This is a genomic window from Bradyrhizobium sp. (assembly GCF_027307225.1).
Classification (GTDB): Bacteria; Pseudomonadota; Alphaproteobacteria; order Rhizobiales; family Xanthobacteraceae; genus Bradyrhizobium.
The window spans coordinates 1-18,694 of the sequence record NZ_DAHUXJ010000038.1 but is presented as its reverse complement, the minus strand read 5'-3'; the positions used below and the strand labels follow the sequence as shown (position 1 = coordinate 18,694).

The following is an 18,694-nucleotide window of genomic DNA, read 5'->3' as shown; positions in this document are numbered from 1 at the left end:
CCTCCATCAATTCGCTTGGGAGTGGGGCCATGAACGGGAAAGCAATTCTGGAAAACGTCCGCCGGTATCGCGCGATTGCGTCGCTGTATCGCCAAACGGCCGCGTTTCGCCCGCATCAGCGGCTGTCCCTGCTGGAGCAGGCCCGTGACTGGGAACAGCGCGCGCTCGCCGAACTTGAAAGCCATTTCAGTCTGGACGAATCCAGAATGATGCAGGCCTGGATGATACAGACGGCCACGCGGCCGATGCTTAACGCGGCGTAACGCGGCCGATCATTCGAGGCGGGCGCGCGACGATCGCCCGTTAAGAACTCATTTAGCGTATCTTTACCGTGCCTGGGATTTTTGCAACATGTCGCCATGCCCGATTTCCATGGCGTCTTTCCCTATCTCGTTTCGCCGGTCGATCCCGACGGCACCGTTCGCAGCCGTGTGCTGGCGCGGCTGTGCGACGATCTCATCGTTTCCGGCGTGCACGGGCTGACGCCGCTCGGCTCGACCGGCGAGTTTGCGTACCTCAACAACGCGCAACGCCTGGCGATCGTGGAGACCACGATCGAAGCCGCGCGGGGCCGCGTGCCTGTGGTCGCGGGCGTCGCTTCGACTTCGACGCTGGACGCGGTGGCGCAGGCGAAAGCGTATCAGAAGTGCGGGGCCGACGGCATTCTGGCGATCCTGGAGGCGTATTTCCCGCTCTCCGATGCGCAGGTCGAATCCTATTTTCTTGGCATCGCGGATGCGGTCGATATCCCCGTCGTGATCTATACCAATCCGCAATTCCAGCGTTCGGATCTCTCGCTCGATTGCATCGCGCGCCTCTCGAGCCATCCGCGCATCCGGTACATCAAGGACGCCTCGACCAATACCGGGCGGCTGCTGTCGATCATGAATCGCTGCGGCGACGCGATCGGAGTCTTTTCGGCCTCCGCCCATATCCCGGCCGCGGTCATGCTGATCGGCGGCGTTGGCTGGATGGCGGGGCCTGCCTGCATCATTCCACGGCAGAGCGTGGCGCTTTATGATCACTGCAAGGCGGCGCGCTGGGACGAGGCGCTGACGCTCCAGCGCAAGCTTTGGCGGGTCAATGAGGCCTTTGCCCGCTATACTCTCGCCGCCTGCATCAAGGCTGCGCTGGCAATCCAGGGCTATGATGTCGGCGATCCCGTGGCGCCTCAAAGGGCCTTGACGGCCGAGGAGCGCAAGGCGGTCGAGGCGGTGCTGCGCGACGTCGCCTGAGGCGATCGGAGGGCTTGGCCTGCTCGTTGCCTGTCGGCTACATTGCCCGCCTGACAAAACCTGAGGAAAGCGCGATGAACATTCTTCCCGGCAATATGCGTTTCGGTGCTGGCAAATCGGTCAAGCGCCTGGAGGACCAGCGGCTGTTGACCGGCAAGGGCCAGTTCATCGACGACAAGCCGGAAGAAGGCACGCTGTGGCTCTATATGCTGCGCTCGCCGCACGCGCACGCCAGGATCGTCTCGATCGATACCAGGGCCGCCCGCGAAATGCCGGGCGTGGAAGCCGTCTATACCGGCGCCGACCTTGTCGCCGATGATATCGGCACGCTGCCGACGCTGCTGGTTTTCCCGCGGCCCGACGGCTCGCCCATGACGGTGCCGCCGCGGCGGCTGTTGGCGCATGAACTCGTGCGTTATGTCGGCGAGACGGTTGCTGCGGTCGTCGCGACCTCGCTCCTTGCCGCGCAGAGCGCCACTGAGGCGATCGTGGTGCAATATCAGGAGTTGCCGTCGGTGGTCGATCCGCTTGCGGCGGTCAAGCCAGGGGCGCCGGTCGTGTGGTCTGAAGTGCCCGACAACATCGTGGCCCGGATGAGCTACGGCGATGCGGCAGCCGTCGAAGCCGTCTTCGCCAAGGCCGACCATGTCGTTTCGCTCGATCTCATCAACCAGCGCCTCGTGCCCTGCGCTATGGAGCCGCGCTCGGCGATTGCCGAAGTCGAGAAAAAGACCGGCCGCCTGATCCTGCACGTGCAATCGCAGACGCCGGGCTCGACCCGCGACATTCTCGCCGAAGCCGTACTGAAGCGGCCGAAGGAAAGCATCCAGGTGCTGGTCGGCGATATTGGCGGCGGCTTTGGCCACAAGACCAACCTCTATCCGGAAGACGGCATGGTGGCTTACGCGGCGACCAAGCTGAACCAGAAGGTGCGCTGGCGCGGCGAGCGGTCCGATGACTTCCTGGGTGGCACCCACGGCCGTGACCTCACCTCGACCGCTGAATTCGCGCTCGATGCCAAGGGCCGCGTGCAGGCATTTCGCGTGCGCTCGCTTGGCGGCACCGGCGCCTATATCGCGGGCCCCGGCGCGCTGATCCCGCTGATCCTCGGACCCTTCGTGCAGAGCGGCGTCTATGACCTGCCGCTCGTGCATTACGACGTGAAGGCGGTCTTGACCCACACGGCGCCGGTTTCCGCCTATCGCGGTGCGGGCCGCCCCGAGGCGGTGTTCGTCGTCGAGCGTCTGATGGATGCTGCCGCGCGGCAGCTCAAGATGGATCCGCGCGCCATTCGCAAGGTGAACTACGTCAAGCCCGCGCAGATGCCCTACACGAATGCGGTCGGGCAGGTGTACGATTCCGGCGCGTTCGCGCACATGCTGGAGCGCGCAACTAAGCTGGCCGACTGGGACGGCTTCAATGCACGCAAGCGAGCCGCAAAGAAAAAAGGCCTGCTCTATGGTCGCGGGCTGACCAGCTACATCGAATGGACCGGTGGCACCGTGCACAACGAAGCCGTCAGCCTGCACGCGACCGCGGAGGGGCGCATTGTGCTCCACGCCGGCACCCAGGCGATGGGGCAGGGGTTGCAGACCTCGTTCGCGCAGATGATCGCGGATGCGCTCGGCGTTTCCATCGACAAGATCGATGTCGTGCAGGGCAACACCGATCTCGCGATCGGCTTCGGCAGCGTCGGCTCACGCTCTTTGTTCGTCGGCGGCACCGCGGCGGTGGTGTCGGCGGCCGATCTGATCACGAAAGCCCGCGAAAAGGCCTCGCAAATGCTGGAGGCTTCCGTGGAGGACATCGAGTATCGCGACGGCTCGCTCACGGTCGTCGGTACCGACAAGCATGTCAGCCTGTTCGACATCGCCAGGAAGGAAGAAGGCGCCAAGCTCAGCGTCAACAGCGAAGGCCAGACCGATGGGCCAAGCTGGCCGAATGGCACCCATATCTGCGAGGTCGAGATCGACCCGGAGACCGGCGTCACACGCGTCGTGCGTTACACGACGGTGGACGATGTCGGTGTCGCCATCAATCCGATGCTGGTGAGCGGGCAGGTGCATGGCGGCGTCGCGCAGGGCATCGGTCAGGCCCTCTATGAGGGTGTGAGCTACAGTGGCGACGGCCAACTGATCACCGCAAGCTATCAGGATTATTGCATCCCGCGCGCCGACGACGTGCCGCCGATCGAGGTGACGCTGGACGGTTCGGCGCCCTGCCGCACCAATCCGCTTGGCGCCAAGGGTTGCGGCGAGTCCGGCGCGATCGGCGGTCCGCCCTGCATCGCCAACGGCGTGATGGATGCTCTTGCCGATCTCGGCATCACGTCGATCCAGACCCCGATCTCGCCGATGAAGGTCTGGGAAGCGATCCAGATCGCCAAAATCAAGGCGGCGTGAGCGGCTAGCGAAAATCCATCCGCCGTCATTCCGGGATGGTGCGCCAGCACCAGGCCCGGAATCTCGAGATTCCGGGTTCGATGCTGCGCATCGTCCCGGAATGACTTGGTTCCCATCATATCCTTCTGCTAGCCTCCACCGTAGTAGGCACGGGAGATTTTGATGCGCAAATTATTGACGGTACTCGCGGCGCTGACGACGCTGAGCCTCACCAATTGCGGCTACAACGCGATTCAGAGCAATGACGAGCAGGTCAAGTCGGCCTGGTCGGAGGTGATCAACCAGTATCAGCGCCGCGCCGATCTCGTCCCCAATCTCGTCAATTCCGTGAAGGGCTTTGCGCAGCAGGAAAAGGACGTGCTGCTCGGCGTCACCAATGCACGCGCCAAGGTCGGCAGCATTCAGGCAACGCCCGAACTCGTCAACGATCCCGGCGCCTTTGCGAAATTCCAGGCCGCCCAGGGCGAGCTCACCGGCGCATTGTCGAAGCTCCTGGTGGTGACCGAGAATTACCCGCAGCTCAAGTCGGATGCGCTGTTTCGCGATCTGATGGCGCAGCTCGAAGGCACCGAGAACCGCATCACGGTGGCGCGTAACCGCTATATCAAGGCGGTGCAGGACTACAACGTCGGCATCCGCACATTCCCGAATAATCTGACGGCGATGGCGTTCGGCTACAAGGAAAAGGCAAATTTCACGGTCGACAACGAGAAGGAAATCTCGACCGCGCCGAAGGTCGATTTCAACCCGGCGCCGGCGAAGTAGCTCTGCGCCACCGGATTCGTTCGAGATGATCGTGAGGGCTCTCCTTTTCGTGTTGGTGCTGTGCTGGCCGTTCGTCGCTACAGCGGACGTCGCCGTGCCCGCGTTGTCGGGGCGCGTGGTCGATCAGACCGGCACGCTGTCGTCCGGCGATATCGATACGCTGACGCAGAAGCTGAAAGATCTCGAGAAGCGCAAGGGCAGCCAGGTCGCGGTCTTGATCGTTCCGACCACGCAGCCGGAGACGATCGAGCAATTCTCGGTCCGCGTCGCCGAGGCCTGGAAGATCGGACGCAGGAAGATCGATGACGGCGCGTTGCTTGTGGTCGCCAAGAACGACCACAAGCTGCGAATTGAAGTCGGCTATGGGCTCGAAGGCGCGCTCACCGATATCACCGCGCGGCGGGTCATCGACGAAATCATCGTGCCGCGTTTCCGGACCGGCGATTTTTCCGGCGGAATTTCGGCGGGTGTTGACCGTATCATTCGCGTGATCGACGGCGAACCGTTGCCGAAGCCGCAGCCCGAAGTATCGCACAACAACGCGCCGGACTTCTTGTTCAACGTCATTTTCAGTCCCTTTGGTTTCCTCGGCTATGTCGCGGTCGCCGCCATCATGCGCGGCCTTCTGGGCCGATTGCTTGGCTCGGGGGTGACCGCCGGCCTGGTCGGCGCCGTGGTCTGGTTTATCCTGGGCTCGATTGCACTCTCCGCGATCCTGGGCGTCATCGCCTTTTTTCTCACCATGTTTGGCGATGGCGCGCTTCAACTAAGCCAGCAGGCCTCCCGTAGCGGCCGCGGCAGCTACGGCGGTGGCTGGTCGACGGGCTCATCCGGCGGTTCGTGGTCGAGCGGCTCCAGTGACGGCGGATTTTCCGGCGGCGGCGGCGGTTTTGGCGGCGGCGGCGCCTCGGGGAGCTGGTAGGCCAGGATCATGGGCATCGCGCGCATCGGCAAACATCTTCTCGAACATCGCTGGCGGGTCCGGCGTATTTTTCCGTCGCAGGCACTTGGCCTGATGGAACAGGCCATCAAGGCGGGCGAGGCGACGCATTCCGGGCAGGTGCGCTTCGTGGTCGAGGGCGCGCTGGACGGCAAGCCGCTGTTCTCGGGCCAATCCGCGCGTGCTCGCGCGCTCGATATTTTCTCGCATTTGCGGATCTGGGACACCGCGCACAATAACGGCGTGCTGATTTATCTTTTGCTCGCCGACCGCAAGGTCGAGATCGTCGCCGACCGCGGCATCGACGCGAAGGTTGGCGCAGCCGGCTGGCAAAAAATTTGCGCGGCCATGGAGACCGAATTCCGCGGCGGTAATTTCACAGGCGGCGTGATCAAGGGAATTCAAGCCGTATCGCGCGAGCTCGCGATATATTTCCCGAAGCAGGGCGCGGGACCGAACGAACTGCCGGACGCGCCGGTGGTGATGTAGGGCGCAATTCTCGTTCCCCGGACGCTGCGCAGCGCATTGGCGATGCGCTGCTGATCGTTCACAGGCATAGGTCCCGGCTCTGCGTCGCACCGCCATAGTGCGTCGAAGACGCGCGTGGACGCGCTTTTGAGGCGCTGCGGCGCGTCCGGGACACGATGCCGCCTTGTCGCGTGCGTTTACGCGCGCTTGGCCACGGAAGGAGGGTTGACGGGATCGGCCTTGATTGACGGCCGCTGCGCGACGCGCTCGAACCACGCCTTGATGTGGGTATTCGCGGGATCGACCGTCTGGCCGACCAGGGCGCCAAAGTCGAGCCAGCAAAACAGCAGAATGTCGGCGAGCGTAAAGCGTTTGCCGCAGAGATATTCCCGCCCGTCGGCCATCTGGCCGTCGAGCCAGGCAAGGCGATTGGCGGCGATCATCTTCAGGCCCACTGAGGCTTCCGGGACAACCGGAATGCGCTTCTCGAAAAACCGGAGCGCTTCGCCGAAGCGATAACCGTTCGCCAGGGGCTCGCAGATGTTGAGATCGACGCGGCGCGTCCACATCCGGCATTCGGCGCGCTCCTTCGGCGTCGACCCGATCATCGCGGGCGCGGGCTTGATCTCCTCGAGATATTCGCAGATCGCGGTAATTTCGGAGAGGTAGCTGCCGTCATCGAACTCGAGCGTCGGCATCTGGCCATGCGGGTTGCGCTTGAGATGGTCAGCCTGGCGGTTCTCGCCACCGCGCAGATCGACGGTCTGCTTCGGCATCTCGATGCCTTTTTCCGCGATGAAGATACGGACGATGCGCGGGTTGGGCCCGATCGAGTCGTAAAGCTTCATGGCGTGCTCTCCTTTTGTTTTCCGCAACAGGATGCATTGCAGACCCGCAGGCGGTTTGTCAAACGTCAGGCAACCGGCTCAAGCCCTATCCGTCGTCGAGCTTGTTGAGGTCGCGCACCGATTGCATGATCGGCTCGAAATTCGATCGCGCATCGAGCGCATCGAACAGTTGCGCGGTGTCGGCCAACAGCGCATGCGAACGGGCAAGCGCGATCCGCACGTCGTCCTGCGGCGTGTCGGATAGCCGGCCATGGCCGGACAGCAGGATCTTCGAATTGAGCCCTTTGAGGCGCTCCAGCGACTGGATGTAGTCGCTGATGCTGCCGGAGCCGAACACGCCGCCCATCACCCCGCCGGGCATCAGTGTGTCGGCGGCGAACAATAGTCCCTTTTCCTGGTCGAACAGGCTGATGCAGGCCGAGGTGTGGCCCGGCGTGTACATCACGTTCAGCCGGAAATCGCCGAGGTCGAGCAGGTTGCCTTCCTCGAGCCAGATGTCGACGTCGATCGGCATGTTCGGCTCGTTGAACATCTTGCGCAGCATCGAGAAGTCGTCGCGCAGCATGATCTTGTTGGCGGCTAGCCGGTGCGCGGCAATGATGGTGCGGCTTTCGTTGAAATGCCAAGCCGCGCCGATGTGATCGAGATGCTCGTGGCTCAGGATCACCATGTCGATCTTTTCCGGCGGACAGCCGAGATGATTCAGGCATTCCACCAGCGCGGGGTAATTCGAGGTCAGTCCGACGTCGATCATGATGGTGCGAGACTTGCCGCGCACCACATAGGCGTTGGCGGCGCGGTTCTTGAAGCGGACCTGATAGACGTTCTCGTCGGCCTGAATCAGCGAGCAGACGTCGTTGTTGAGCAGGACTGGAAACGGGCTCGGCTTGCGGTCGCTCATGGGCTGCTTGCCCGGAACGTAACGGCATTGGAGGCGCGCAGGCGCTTGCTCAGCGCGTCCATTACCATCAGTGCGAAAGCCGGCTGCTGACTGACGAGATAGACGAAGCGGGCATGGTTGATCCGCATCACGCGGGTCTTTGGCGTTGCCGCGATGGCCGTGGCTGAACGCGACGAACCGTCAATGACCGCCATCTCGCCGAAGAATTCGCCCTTGCCGAGCGTGACGATCACGGTCTTGGCGGCGCCGTTCAGCTTGGCGATCTCGACCGCGCCGTCGAGCACGACGAAGAGTTCGCGCCCGGTCGAGCCTTCCTCGAAAATGACCTCGCCGACGTCAAATTCGTTGATGCATTTTTCGATGGCCATGGCTCCCCTCCACCCACCTAGTGGAGTGGATTTGACATTCGCTACCCACCTGGCCGCGGGTTCGTCAAGCGAATGTCAAATCCAAAACTCCACTAGAAACCTATATTTGCTAGTGGTCCTTCTAATTCTAACATTCGCAAAAACGGGCGCTGAGGAGGGATGCGAATGTTAGAATTGGACCACTAGTGGCGCCATGTTAGTCGGGAAAGCAGGCGGTGGAAACCGGCCGCTGGTCTGGGGCCTGGTTCAGCGAGAGCGAGGGGCGGCGAGGGGCGGGAAGGTCGCTTGCAGCGCACGCGGCCGCGGCAATTCCTAAATTTTTGCTAAGTCCTCGGCCAGGTAAGGATTTGGCAAGATATGAAAGTTACCAAATGGTCAATCTTTTAGGGAGATTTGACCATGAGCGAACAGGCAGCCGGGCCGGCCAGCGGTGAACAGGGTTCCCTCAATGAGGGAATCTCGCATTCTGCGGAAACAGCGAACCAGCCGGTGAGCGCTTCCGCGACTGAGACTGCCGCGGCCGTCGAGGCGCCGGTGTCCGAACCGGTCATGTCCGAGCCGTCGATGTCGGAGCCTTCATTGCCCGGTCCGGCGGTTTCCGAGACGCCCAAAGCCGAGGCCGTGAAGGCGGAGGCCAGCGCCACGGCGCCCGAAAGCGAGGCCGCAAAGGACAAGGTTTCGCATGTTCCCGGCAAGGTCATTGTGATGTCGCGCGGTGAGCGCGCCTGGACGGACCATGGCAGCCATTCCGAGCCCGGGGCAAAAGAGCCGCAGAGTGCCTTTGGCAAACGCCGGATCGCGGCGATTGCCGCCGTGCTGGCGCTCGCGACGACCGCCGGCGCGGTTGGTGGCGCGCTCGCAACCGCCTCGCTGATGCACGGCACCAGCAATGTCGCTGCCGCCGCCCCCAGCCAGCCCCCTACGCTGACCGCATCGCTGTCGCGGATCGATAGCGACATCCAGGCGCTGAAGGCCGGCCTCGATCGCACGTCCAAGCTCGGCTCGAATCAGTTCAACAAGACCAGCGAGCGTCTCGACAAGCTCGAGCGCGCCCAGGTCGAGCCGGCCAAGCTCGCCAAGCTCAGCGAAGCCATCGACAAGCTGCACGCTTTGCCGGTTCCATCGCCAGTCGTTGCGGCCGCAACGCCCGCCGGATCCGCTGCCTCGAAGGACATAACCGGTTCCATCGCATCCGCGCCCCCCCAGCAGCAGGCGGCGGCATCGGCTGCACCCAGGAACGACATGAAGGCCGAACTCGGCCGGTTGCCGACGGTGGAAGGCTGGGTGCTGCGCGATGTCGCCTATGGCGGCGCCTTGATCGACGGCCGCCGCCGCGGCGTCTACGAAGTCTATGCCGGCGACATGGTGCCGGGCCTTGGCCGTATCGATGCCGTCCGCCGCCAGGATGGACATTGGGTGGTTGTCACCAGCCGAGGCCTGATCGTCTCGCGCTAGAGCATGATCCGGAAAAGTGTGTAGCGGTTTTCTCTCGCGACAAACGCGGAACGCGTTTGCGCGGAGATCATGCTCAAATAGATAGAGCGACAATCCGCCGCGCTTTCGGCTACTTCCTGAACCAAACCACGCGGAGGCTCCCTGGAATGGGCGCCTCCGCGTGGTGTTTGTCAGGACATGGCTTCGTTGCGTTCTTCCCTCCTTGCCCTCGCGCTTTTGTGTCTGTCGCCGCTCGGCCCGGCGCGTGGCGCGCCGTTGCTGGAACGCGGCACGGCCGTCACCGATCCCGGCGCGTTGCGTGAGCTCGACCATGGCCCCCTTGGCCTCGCGCGAATGCTGGGCGCGCCGCCGAGCAGGCCACTCACGGATGACGTCTTGTTTGTGTTGCCTGCGATGGCGCCGATCCGAAAAGCGCTCGACGCCGAGTTCGAGCGATACATGCAAAAACACAAGACTGAGCTGCCGAGCCAGACCATCGGCGTCGGATCGCAGTTCGATTTTGAGCTGTTCGATCGCGGCCAACTCTATTCCGATGCGACGCGCTTTGTGCTCTCCGGTGTCATCAACCGGATGGACCGCGCTTACGTCGACCCGGAAAGTTGCGGCGAGATCCGCCTGATCTATCGGCTGGCACAAATCGATGCTCCGCCGGTCGGCGATCACGGCGCCTCGGCGCGTCTGCCGATGACGCTCAATCTGATCCTGAAGGCGAAAGCCGACGGAAGCACTGCATCGCTCACTTGCGGGACGATCGCCCGCCACTGGCTCGAAACGGCTGACTGGACGCTGACGGGCCCTGCGCTTGCGGAAAAGCTGACTTCAGATAGCGGGCCGCTTTCTCTGATCGGACCGGCCAATATCGAACGCATTGAAACCAACATTCAGATTGCCCATGTTGCGCAAACGCCGGCGCATGATTTTCGCACGGACTATCTCCTGAAGGTCTTCGACTACGACCGCGAAACGAAGGCGTTCGGGGAAGCGACGCTGGAAGACCAGATCGACCGCGAACGCCTGTTGTCGGATGAAAAGCTCAAGCGCGATTTCAGGGACTGGCTGCTCGATCCCGCGCATTTGAGCGAATTCGATCGCGGCACGGTGCTGATCCCGAAACAGTTTCTGGCGACGCGGGCGATTGCGCCGACGCCGATCGGCTTTTCATCTTCGCCGCTACAGCCGGCCTTCGGGATGGTGCAAGGCGAGGGCGACAATCCCGTCTTCTCGACCGACGATGTGGTGACGGCGCTGCGAAGGGCGGCGGCAGGCGGGATTGCCCTGCAAAACATCCGCTCGGTTGCGGGCTTCGAGCGCCGTCTCAACGACATCACTTGCGCCGGATGCCATCAGACCCGCGGCATCGGCGGCTTTCATTTTCCGGGCGTCGACTGGATGGCCGAACATCCGTCCAATACTCTGATCGTGCCGGCTTCGCCGCATTTCTTCGGCGACCAGGTTCGCCGCCGCGATATTCTCGTTGCAATCCGCGACGGCAAGCCGGTCGATTACTCCCGCGGCTTTTCCGAACGGCCGCAGCTGCGTGGCAGCCGCGAACTGGCGGGAACCGAATATGACGACGGCTGGGGCGCGCATTGCTACGGCCTACAGGCCAAAGTTGGTAACAAGGCCGCCGACAACGACGGCAGCTTCACGTCATGGGGTTGCGCCAAGGGACTGGCCTGTCAGGTCATGAGCGAGACCTCGCGCATGGGCATGTGTTTCGTCGGCGCGAACCATTAAGAATCCACGTGGCCCGCTCTTCATCCCTCCCCCGCGAATGCGTGGGGAGGGTCGGTCGACCGCAGGGAGACCGGGGTGGGGGCCGCGCTTGTCGCTTGCCAAGATTTACCCCCACCCGGCACGTGCTCGCTTCGCTCGCGACGCGCCACCCTCCCCACAAGGGTGAGGGATAATCGCGCCGGCGTAACAAGCCAACCGTCGGGGATCGCCTAGATTGACAGTAAGCTCACTAATCGTGTTTCATCACAGCAACCGCAAGTGATGCGGGGAGGGAACATGGACGACATCTTGATTGTCGGTGGCGGCATCGGCGGCCTGACGCTGGGCCTTTCGTTGCATGCGGCTAACATTACCTGCCGCATCTTCGAATCCGCAGCCGAGATCCGTGCCGTTGGCGTCGGCATCAACCTCCTGCCGCATGCGACCAAGGAGTTCGCCGCACTCGGCCTCGAGGCCGACCTGGCGCGGGTCGCGATCAAGACCAAGGACGCCTCCTTCTTCAACCGCTTTGGGCAGTTGATCTATCAGGAGCCACTCGGCCGCGCGGCTGGCTACGAACATCCGCAATTGTCCATTCATCGCGGCGACCTGCACATGGTGCTGCTGGACGCTTTCAAGGGGCGTGCCGGCACTGATCGAATTCTCACCGGTAACCATTGCGTCAGCGTCGAGCAGGATGAAGCCGGTGTCACCTTGAATTTCGCATCTGGCCAGCGCGTGCGCGGCCGCGCGGCGATTGCCTGCGACGGGATCAATTCAGCGATCCGCAAGCAGTTTTTCCCAAACGAGGGCGAGCCGCGGTATTCCGGCGTCAACATGTGGCGCGGCGTGACGCGCTGGAAGCCGATCCTGTCCGGCGCCAGCATGACGCGCGCGGGCTGGCTGTCGCATGGCAAGATGGTGATCTACCCGATCCGCGAGGCGGACAGCGATGGCCTGCAGCTCATCAACTGGGTCGCCGAGATCGAAACTCCGAACTATCGCCGGCGCGACTGGAATAGAGCAGGCTCGCTCGACGATTTCATCGGCGCCTTTTCCGATTGGCACTTCGACTGGCTCGACGTCCCCGCCTTCATCCGCGCCGCCGACAGCGTGCTGGAGTTTCCGATGGTCGATCAGGACCCACTGCCGCGCTGGAGTTTTGGCCGCATTACGCTTTTGGGCGATGCGGCTCACCCGATGGTGCCGCGCGGATCCAACGGAGCGGGGCAAGCGATCCTCGATGCGCGGGCGATGACGTCGGCGCTATCAGCCGCTAGCGATCCCGTGGCGGCCTTTGGGTCTTATGAAAAGGAGCGGCTGGAGAAAACCACCCGCATCGTTCTCACCAACCGCACCAATCCGCCCGACGCGATCCTGCGCGAGGTCTATCAGCGCACCAACGACAAGCCATTCAAGGCGATCGGCGACGTCATCAGCCATGACGAGCTGGTTGCCTTCTCCGACAGCTACAAGCAGATTGCGGGCTTCTCCAAAGAGGCGTTGCGCACGTAGTCGCTGGTGTCATTGCGAGCGCCAGCGAAGAAATCCAGGCCTGATTGAAGGAAATATGGATTGCTGCGTCGCTGACGCTCCTCGCAATGACGAAGGCTCAAAAAGGGACTTGGGATTATGTCGGCGACGCCAGCAAAAGACGCATCGGCCGTCGATGTCGCGGCCTTCATCGATGCGCAGCCGGTCGGCCCGTTTCAGATCAAACTGTTGTTGGCCTGCGCGACCGTTCTGCTTCTCGACGGCTTCGACACCACGGCGATCGGCTATGTCGCGCCGTCGCTTGCGAAGGAATGGCATATCGGCAAGGCGGCGCTCGGCCCGGTGCTCAGCGCCGGCCTGTTCGGGCTGATGATCGGCGCGCTGCTGTTCGGTCCGCTGGCCGACCGCATCGGGCGCAAGAAGATTATCATCCTCTCCACGTTGGCCTTCGGTCTCGGCACGCTCATCACCTCTCTCGTCAATGACGTGAATGCGCTGGTCGTGGTCCGGGTTCTGACCGGCCTCGGCCTCGGGGGCGCGATGCCGAACACGGTGGCGCTTACCTCCGAGTTCAGCCCGCACCGCCGCCGCGCCACCATGGTGATGGTGATGTTCGTCGGCTTCTCGATCGGGGCTGCGCTCGGCGGCTTTCTCGCGGCGGCCTTGATCCCACATCTTGGCTGGCGATCGGTATTCGTGGTCGGCGGTGCGGCTCCGCTTTTGCTGGCGCCCATTCTCGCGCTGCGCTTGCCGGAGTCGGTGCGGTTCCTGGCGTTGACCGGCCGCGCCAATGGGCGTGTCGCCGAATTGCTGTCCCGCATCAACCCGAATGTCAGTCTTGCGGGTAGCGCGCGCTTTGTCGTGGATGAGCCGGCGTTGAAGGGCATTCCGGTCCAGCATCTGTTCACGGACGATCGAACGCTGGCCACGCTGCTTCTGTGGGTCGTGTTCTTCATGAGCCTGCTCGACCTGTATTTCCTGTCGAACTGGCTGCCGACGGTGCTGAACGATCTCGGAGCCTCGATTTCAACGGCCGCCATGATCGGCTCGATGTTCCAGGTCGGCGGCATCGTTGGCACCGTCGTGCTTGGCCGCATCATCGACCGCTTCTCGTTTCGCGCGCTGGCGCTGGTCTATTTCATCGCGGTGTTTGCGGTCGGAGCGATCGGTCAGCTCGGGCACTCCACCGTCCCCGTGACGATCGCGATCTTCGCCGCCGGGTTCTGCATCGTCGGCGGACAGATCGCCGCCAACGCGCTGGCGGCCGGATTCTATCCCACATCTGTCCGGGCGACCGGTGTCGGCTGGGCGCTCGGGGTGGGTCGGGTCGGCTCGATCGTCGGCCCGCTCGTCGGCGGCGTGCTGCTCAGCCTGAAATGGAGTACGGGCGAAGTATTTGTGGTGGCGGCAACCGCTGCGCTATGTGCGGCGGTGGCGGCGTTCTCGCTGGGACGACTAGTGCTCCGATTCCGAAGTTCGTATCATATTGCGGCTCCACGTTTACGAACTTCGGAATCAAAGGAGCACTAGCCAATTATATGATTCTAGTGCGGTTTAGAATTTGAAGTTCCTATGACGAGGTTACCGCGAAACTGATAGGAACTTCACCGCACTAGTTTGACGCCATGTGCCATTGTAGAATCTTGCGAAACCAGCGACGTCGAAGACCGAGAGAAGCATGCAATCAGCGTTCGAGACCGCACCCGCGACGCCGGCTATTCCGATTACGTTTGCAACCAAGGCGACATGGGATGCGATCTCCGCCGGTCTTCCCGAAGCGTCCCGGCAATTCGCCCGCGCCAGCGGATTTAGCGCCAAGCCGGGTGCCTGGCTCGCGCTGCCCAATGCCGGCGGCGAGATCGCGCAGGTGCTATTCGCCCTGGAGGATGAGACCGCCAAATTCCGCGACCCGTTCAGGACGGGTCAATTGCCGGGGCTGCTGCCGCCGGGCATCTATCGTTTCGCCAATGTCGCTGCGCAACAGGCCCATCTTGCGACGCTCGCTTTTGCGCTCGGCTGCTATCGCTTTGGCCGGTACCGAGAATCAGAGCCCCCTGAAGTCAAGCTGGTGCCGCCAAACGGCGTCGACATCGCCGACATCACGCGGATCGCGGATGCGGCAACGCTTGCCCGCGATCTCATCAACACGCCGTCCAATGACATGGGACCGGAGGAACTTGCGCAGGCTGCGCAAGCGCTCGCGCAACGCTTCGATGCCAGTCTCACCTGCGTGGTCGGCGAGGATCTGACGCGACAAAACTTTCCCTTGATTCATGCTGTCGGCATGGCCTCGCCGCGCGCGCCGCGCCTGATCGATTTCACCTGGGGCGATCCATCCCATCCCAAGGTGACGCTGGTCGGCAAGGGTGTCTGCTTCGATACCGGCGGACTCGACTTGAAACCGTCCTCGAGCATGCTGATCATGAAGAAGGACATGGGCGGCGCCGCCAACGTGCTCGCTCTGGCGCAGATGGTGATGGGTGCCGGGCTCAAAGTGCGGCTGCGGGTTCTGATTCCGGCGGTCGAGAATGCGGTAGCCGGCAATGCCTTTCGCCCGCTCGATATCTTCACGTCGCGCAAGGGTCTGACGGTCGAGATCGGCAACACCGACGCGGAAGGTCGGCTGGTGCTGGCCGATGCGCTCGCGCTCGCCGACGAGGAAACGCCGGAGCTGTTGATCGATCTCGGCACGCTGACGGGCGCGGCGCGGGTCGCGCTTGGACCCGATCTGCCGCCGTTTTACACCAATGACGAGCGGCTCGCCGAGGCGCTCTCGGCTTGTGCCAGACAAGAGAACGATCCGTTGTGGCGGCTGCCATTGTGGCCGCCTTATGACAGCTGGCTCGATTCGAAAGTGGCCAATATCAACAACGCACCGTCGGGCGGCTTTGCCGGCTCGATCACCTGCGCGCTGTTTCTGCAGCGGTTTGTCGAAACGGCCAAAAGCTGGCTGCATGTCGACATTTTCGGATGGACGCCGAGCGCCAAGCCGGCGCGCCCGGAAGGCGGCGAATGCCAGGCCGCGCGCGCCATCTATCGGCTGCTGAGTGCCCGATATGGATGACGATCCACGTCTCACGCCGGCAAGAAGCGACCTCGCCGCGAAATATCTCGAAGGCATGGTCAAGGCTGCGCGCTTTGTCACCGGCGAGGAATTCGAGATCGCCGAGCCGCTGACGCCGCTTCGGCGCGCTCCCTCCTCTGACGCGGAGCTGATGACGCAGGCGCTCAAAGGCGAGCGGGTCACGATCTATGACCGCAACGGAGAAGGATGGGCCTGGGGCCAGCTTGGCAGCGACGGCTATGTCGGCTGGTTTCCGGATGGCGCGCTGATGAAGCCCGCGACACCGCCGACGCACAAGGTCACGGCTTTGCGAACTTTTGCCTTTCCGGGTCCATCGATCAAGCTGCCGCCGGTCGAGACGTTGGCAATGGGTGCACGGCTGACGGTGCTGCGCGAGGAAGGCCTGTTCGGCGTGACGCGCGAAGGCTGGTACCTGCCCTGGCAACATCTCGGTTCGATCGATAGCCATGTGGCGGACTTTGTCGGAGTGGCCGAGCAGTTCGTCGGCACGCCGTATTTGTGGGGTGGCAAGAGCAGCCTCGGGATCGACTGCTCGGGCCTCGTCCAGATAGCGCTCACCGCCGCCGGTACCAGCTGTCCGCGCGACAGCGACATGCAGCAGGATGGGCTCGGCCGCGAGCTCAACCCGCAAGGAGCGAAGAAGCTCAGGCGCGGCGACCTGATTTTCTGGAAAGGCCATGTGGCGATCGCCCGCGACGCCGAGACCATCGTTCACGCCAACGCGCACCATATGGCGACAACAATCGAAGACACCAGCGAAGCGATCGCGCGCATTGCCGCCACCGGCAGTGAGACCACCGCCATTAAGCGGCTCACCTAACGGCGATAGGCGATGAGGCTCCTTGCAATTTCCGGCAGCCTTCGCGCCGCATCTTACAACAAGGCGGTGCTTGTCGCGGCAAAGCGCCTTGCGCCTGCGGGCGTCGACATCGATCCGTTCGACGGAATTGGCAAACTCCCCTACTTCAATTCCGATTTCGAAACGCCCGAACATCTGCCCGAGGCCGTTTCAGCATTCCGCCAGATCATCGGCGCGACGGACGGCCTTCTGATCTCCAGCCCCGAATACGCCCGCGGCGTTTCCGGCGTGATGAAGAATGCGCTCGACTGGCTGGTCGGCGGAGGAGTGAGGTCATTGCCTGGCTTTTCGCCACTGGCATGACGGGTTTCCAATCGCGAGCAAGGCGCGCCAGCGTGGCGCGCGGTGATTGCGGCGTCGCTGCTCAGCGCCGTGCACGGCGACCTGCTGTCGATTCGTTCGGAAATAAAGTTACTGCCGACATCATATGTTAGCAACGGAGGCGTGACTGCCGTCATTTTGGAACAAGGCAGGGATTCAATCGCGGGTTCCCAAAATGACTTTGATCGTTCCGCTTGTCCTCGCAATCGAGGCCTCCCCTGTCTTTCGGCGCCGGAATCTTTCCCGGTATCCCTCCCGGCTACACAGTCAGCATTCGACGCGCTACGCGCGGCTATAGGAACGAGTTCGACATCAATTCGTTTGGGTGCAGTTCGTTCCCTCGTCCCCGCTTTGCCAAAGGAGGAGTCACGTGCCAAAGGCCATCGAAGCTGCCAATCTGCGAGTGAAGCTCTTCTCGTCGCCTATCGAACCGTCGTGGGTGATTGAAGGCAATCCGCAAGCCAGGTCTTGCTTGCTGTCCAGAAGCGCCGATGAATTGGGTTGGACTGCAGTCTGGGAGTGCACTGAAGGCAAATTCAATTGGTATTACCATTTAGATGAAACAATCCTCATCCTCGAAGGATCAATCATTCTCGAAAGCGGCACCTTGCCTCCCACCCGCTATGGCGTTGGTGATGTGATCTTATTCCGCGAGGGAGCGCAAGCGCGATGGCACGTCGAGAACTACGTCAAGAAGCTGGCTTTCGGTCACCGTAGTATTGCATCGGGCCCCGTTGGCTTCGGCGTCCGCGCGCTCCGATCCTGCAAGACCAAACTGTCGTCATTGGCACAGCAGCGCAACAACCCTCTACCGCATGGACTAGACTCGCTTTGATAGCCGCGCTTTTCCGATCTGATGAGTTTGAAACGCGATACCGATAGAATAGGGCATGCACAAACAAGGAGTTCACTAGATGGCTCAACGCACGAAACCCACATCGCCAATTGTCGATCCGCCGAAAAGGATTCTTGGCGGTGACGAACTCTTCAGGTTAATGTCAGAACTGGTTTCGCTGCGGGAAAAAGTGGCTCAAGCCGAACTCGCAAACCCACATTCCAGGTCACCTTCGGCGGCAAACAGCGCTGGCAACAGGAAGAGGCCGCCAATTCACCGTCATCATGCGGAGTAGATGTTCGCTGGGCCCGAATGTAACCGGATCGTACTGCAAGTACGAGTCGATTGATTTCCTCTTGAGATGAGGCCCCGGCCACCGAACAGGAGGCATTCGAGGCCACGTTCTTCGGTCGCGACGATCGCGCGATGGCCGTGTTGCTCGCCACGCCGGGAAGGATAACCGGCTTCGAACGCTGGGCGTCATCTCCAACCGTCGCATGTACGACGACGCCCCGGCCTCGCCGAGGCATCGTGCTCGTCGCGTCGGCGCATGTCCCCACCTCGTTCCAACATCAAAGCTGGAAACAGATGAGACACGGGCACCGTTCCTTGGCTCGCCCAAACGCACAGCCAATAACGCAGCAGCCCCACAAGGGGAGAGAGAGAGAGAGAGAGAGAGAGAGAGAACATCCAGTCCTTGCCAGCTCTTTCGCCTCTCCGGTGCTGTCCAGCTCCCCCACTGTGCACCACGTCGCTCCAGTCAGCGACCTCTGCTCGAGCAGCAACAAAAAAAAGGAATTGTCCCGCTTCACTGCTGTGTGTGTGTGGCGCGTTTATTCCTCGGTGAGGACGATTTTCGGCTTGACACCTCGGTGCTTGGGCAGCACATAGTCGAGCGACTCGGCGATGCGCTTGTCCGTGGAGTTCACGGCCCAGCTAGGGAAGGGCTTGGAGGCATCGTACCACTCAGGCCAGGCGCCGTCCCACGAAGGAGAAATGTCC

Annotated in this window: 17 protein-coding genes; 14 read left to right on the top strand and 3 right to left on the bottom strand. The window is 62.4% G+C overall.

Annotated features, from left to right (window positions below; genetic code table 11):
- Positions 1 to 29 precede the first annotated feature (29 nt).
- The 6 genes from M6D32_RS06240 (at position 30) to M6D32_RS06215 (ending at position 5,831) form a co-directional block, all read left to right on the top strand.
- Complete coding sequence (locus tag M6D32_RS06240) at positions 30 to 263, top strand: hypothetical protein (protein ID WP_298254437.1); 234 nt, start codon at positions 30 to 32, stop codon at positions 261 to 263.
- Between the two features lie 96 nt (positions 264 to 359).
- On the top strand, positions 360 to 1,235 hold the full coding sequence (locus M6D32_RS06235; protein ID WP_298254435.1) for a dihydrodipicolinate synthase family protein: 876 nt from the start codon (positions 360 to 362) through the stop codon (positions 1,233 to 1,235).
- A 74-nt stretch (positions 1,236 to 1,309) separates the two neighbouring features.
- The gene (locus tag M6D32_RS06230; protein ID WP_298254433.1) at positions 1,310 to 3,637 is read left to right on the top strand and encodes a xanthine dehydrogenase family protein molybdopterin-binding subunit; all 2,328 of its coding nucleotides are present in this window, start codon (positions 1,310 to 1,312) and stop codon (positions 3,635 to 3,637) included.
- Positions 3,638 to 3,799: 162 nt separating this feature from the next.
- A complete protein-coding gene (locus tag M6D32_RS06225; RefSeq protein WP_298254431.1) occupies positions 3,800 to 4,402 on the top strand; it encodes a LemA family protein in 603 nt (200 codons plus the stop codon).
- A 25-nt stretch (positions 4,403 to 4,427) separates the two neighbouring features.
- Positions 4,428 to 5,324 carry a YgcG family protein gene (locus M6D32_RS06220; RefSeq protein ID WP_298254429.1) on the top strand — a complete coding sequence of 299 codons (897 nt, stop codon included), beginning with the start codon at positions 4,428 to 4,430 and terminating at the stop codon, positions 5,322 to 5,324.
- Positions 5,325 to 5,333: 9 nt separating this feature from the next.
- On the top strand, positions 5,334 to 5,831 hold the full coding sequence (locus tag M6D32_RS06215; protein WP_298254427.1) for a TPM domain-containing protein: 498 nt from the start codon (positions 5,334 to 5,336) through the stop codon (positions 5,829 to 5,831).
- 176 nt (positions 5,832 to 6,007) lie between these two features.
- Here M6D32_RS06215 and M6D32_RS06210 read toward each other — a convergent pair whose 3' ends face one another.
- The 3 genes from M6D32_RS06210 to M6D32_RS06200 form a co-directional block, all read right to left on the bottom strand.
- Entirely contained in the window at positions 6,008 to 6,658 is a 651-nt protein-coding gene (locus tag M6D32_RS06210; RefSeq protein ID WP_298254425.1) for a glutathione S-transferase family protein, read from the bottom strand.
- 85 nt (positions 6,659 to 6,743) lie between these two features.
- Entirely contained in the window at positions 6,744 to 7,559 is an 816-nt protein-coding gene (locus M6D32_RS06205) for an MBL fold metallo-hydrolase (RefSeq protein WP_298254423.1), read from the bottom strand.
- Entirely contained in the window at positions 7,556 to 7,927 is a 372-nt protein-coding gene (locus tag M6D32_RS06200; RefSeq protein ID WP_298254421.1) for a cyclic nucleotide-binding domain-containing protein, read from the bottom strand. The genes M6D32_RS06205 and M6D32_RS06200 overlap by 4 nt, the downstream gene beginning before the upstream one ends.
- Positions 7,928 to 8,326: 399 nt before the next feature.
- On the opposite strand from M6D32_RS06200, the gene M6D32_RS06195 reads away from it, so the two are divergent.
- The 8 genes from M6D32_RS06195 to M6D32_RS06160 all read left to right on the top strand — a co-directional run bounded on the left by M6D32_RS06195 (position 8,327) and on the right by M6D32_RS06160 (position 17,692).
- Complete coding sequence (locus tag M6D32_RS06195) at positions 8,327 to 9,382, top strand: hypothetical protein (protein ID WP_298254419.1); 1,056 nt, start codon at positions 8,327 to 8,329, stop codon at positions 9,380 to 9,382.
- A gap of 177 nt (positions 9,383 to 9,559) precedes the next feature.
- Positions 9,560 to 11,119: a hypothetical protein gene (locus M6D32_RS06190; RefSeq protein WP_298254417.1), complete on the top strand. Its 1,560-nt coding sequence runs from the start codon at positions 9,560 to 9,562 to the stop codon at positions 11,117 to 11,119.
- A 276-nt stretch (positions 11,120 to 11,395) separates the two neighbouring features.
- Positions 11,396 to 12,613: a flavin-dependent oxidoreductase gene (locus M6D32_RS06185; RefSeq protein ID WP_298254415.1), complete on the top strand. Its 1,218-nt coding sequence runs from the start codon at positions 11,396 to 11,398 to the stop codon at positions 12,611 to 12,613.
- A 117-nt stretch (positions 12,614 to 12,730) separates the two neighbouring features.
- Positions 12,731 to 14,122, top strand: coding sequence for an MFS transporter (locus M6D32_RS06180; protein ID WP_298254413.1), 1,392 nt, complete (start codon positions 12,731 to 12,733; stop codon positions 14,120 to 14,122).
- A 148-nt stretch (positions 14,123 to 14,270) separates the two neighbouring features.
- Positions 14,271 to 15,656: a M17 family metallopeptidase gene (locus M6D32_RS06175; RefSeq protein WP_298254411.1), complete on the top strand. Its 1,386-nt coding sequence runs from the start codon at positions 14,271 to 14,273 to the stop codon at positions 15,654 to 15,656.
- A complete protein-coding gene (locus tag M6D32_RS06170; RefSeq protein WP_298254409.1) occupies positions 15,649 to 16,497 on the top strand; it encodes an NlpC/P60 family protein in 849 nt (282 codons plus the stop codon). The genes M6D32_RS06175 and M6D32_RS06170 overlap by 8 nt, the downstream gene beginning before the upstream one ends.
- A 12-nt stretch (positions 16,498 to 16,509) precedes the next feature.
- Positions 16,510 to 16,839 carry an NAD(P)H-dependent oxidoreductase gene (locus M6D32_RS06165; protein ID WP_298254407.1) on the top strand — a complete coding sequence of 110 codons (330 nt, stop codon included), beginning with the start codon at positions 16,510 to 16,512 and terminating at the stop codon, positions 16,837 to 16,839.
- Between the two features lie 388 nt (positions 16,840 to 17,227).
- Positions 17,228 to 17,692, top strand: a complete 465-nt coding sequence (locus tag M6D32_RS06160; protein WP_298254405.1) for a cupin domain-containing protein — start codon at positions 17,228 to 17,230, stop codon at positions 17,690 to 17,692.
- Positions 17,693 to 18,694 lie beyond the last annotated feature (1,002 nt).

What these genes read in the sequence shown, in the direction of transcription:
- M6D32_RS06240 (WP_298254437.1), top strand. Translation starts at nt 30, where the DNA reads ATGAACGGGAAAGCAATTCTGGAAAACGTCCGCCGGTATCGCGCGATT.
- M6D32_RS06235 (WP_298254435.1), top strand. Translation starts at nt 360, where the DNA reads ATGCCCGATTTCCATGGCGTCTTTCCCTATCTCGTTTCGCCGGTCGAT.
- M6D32_RS06230 (WP_298254433.1), top strand. Translation starts at nt 1,310, where the DNA reads ATGAACATTCTTCCCGGCAATATGCGTTTCGGTGCTGGCAAATCGGTC.
- M6D32_RS06225 (WP_298254431.1), top strand. Translation starts at nt 3,800, where the DNA reads ATGCGCAAATTATTGACGGTACTCGCGGCGCTGACGACGCTGAGCCTC.
- M6D32_RS06220 (WP_298254429.1), top strand. Translation starts at nt 4,428, where the DNA reads ATGATCGTGAGGGCTCTCCTTTTCGTGTTGGTGCTGTGCTGGCCGTTC.
- M6D32_RS06215 (WP_298254427.1), top strand. Translation starts at nt 5,334, where the DNA reads ATGGGCATCGCGCGCATCGGCAAACATCTTCTCGAACATCGCTGGCGG.
- M6D32_RS06210 (WP_298254425.1), bottom strand. Translation starts at nt 6,658, where the DNA reads ATGAAGCTTTACGACTCGATCGGGCCCAACCCGCGCATCGTCCGTATC.
- M6D32_RS06205 (WP_298254423.1), bottom strand. Translation starts at nt 7,559, where the DNA reads ATGAGCGACCGCAAGCCGAGCCCGTTTCCAGTCCTGCTCAACAACGAC.
- M6D32_RS06200 (WP_298254421.1), bottom strand. Translation starts at nt 7,927, where the DNA reads ATGGCCATCGAAAAATGCATCAACGAATTTGACGTCGGCGAGGTCATT.
- M6D32_RS06195 (WP_298254419.1), top strand. Translation starts at nt 8,327, where the DNA reads ATGAGCGAACAGGCAGCCGGGCCGGCCAGCGGTGAACAGGGTTCCCTC.
- M6D32_RS06190 (WP_298254417.1), top strand. Translation starts at nt 9,560, where the DNA reads ATGGCTTCGTTGCGTTCTTCCCTCCTTGCCCTCGCGCTTTTGTGTCTG.
- M6D32_RS06185 (WP_298254415.1), top strand. Translation starts at nt 11,396, where the DNA reads ATGGACGACATCTTGATTGTCGGTGGCGGCATCGGCGGCCTGACGCTG.
- M6D32_RS06180 (WP_298254413.1), top strand. Translation starts at nt 12,731, where the DNA reads ATGTCGGCGACGCCAGCAAAAGACGCATCGGCCGTCGATGTCGCGGCC.
- M6D32_RS06175 (WP_298254411.1), top strand. Translation starts at nt 14,271, where the DNA reads ATGCAATCAGCGTTCGAGACCGCACCCGCGACGCCGGCTATTCCGATT.
- M6D32_RS06170 (WP_298254409.1), top strand. Translation starts at nt 15,649, where the DNA reads ATGGATGACGATCCACGTCTCACGCCGGCAAGAAGCGACCTCGCCGCG.
- M6D32_RS06165 (WP_298254407.1), top strand. Translation starts at nt 16,510, where the DNA reads ATGAGGCTCCTTGCAATTTCCGGCAGCCTTCGCGCCGCATCTTACAAC.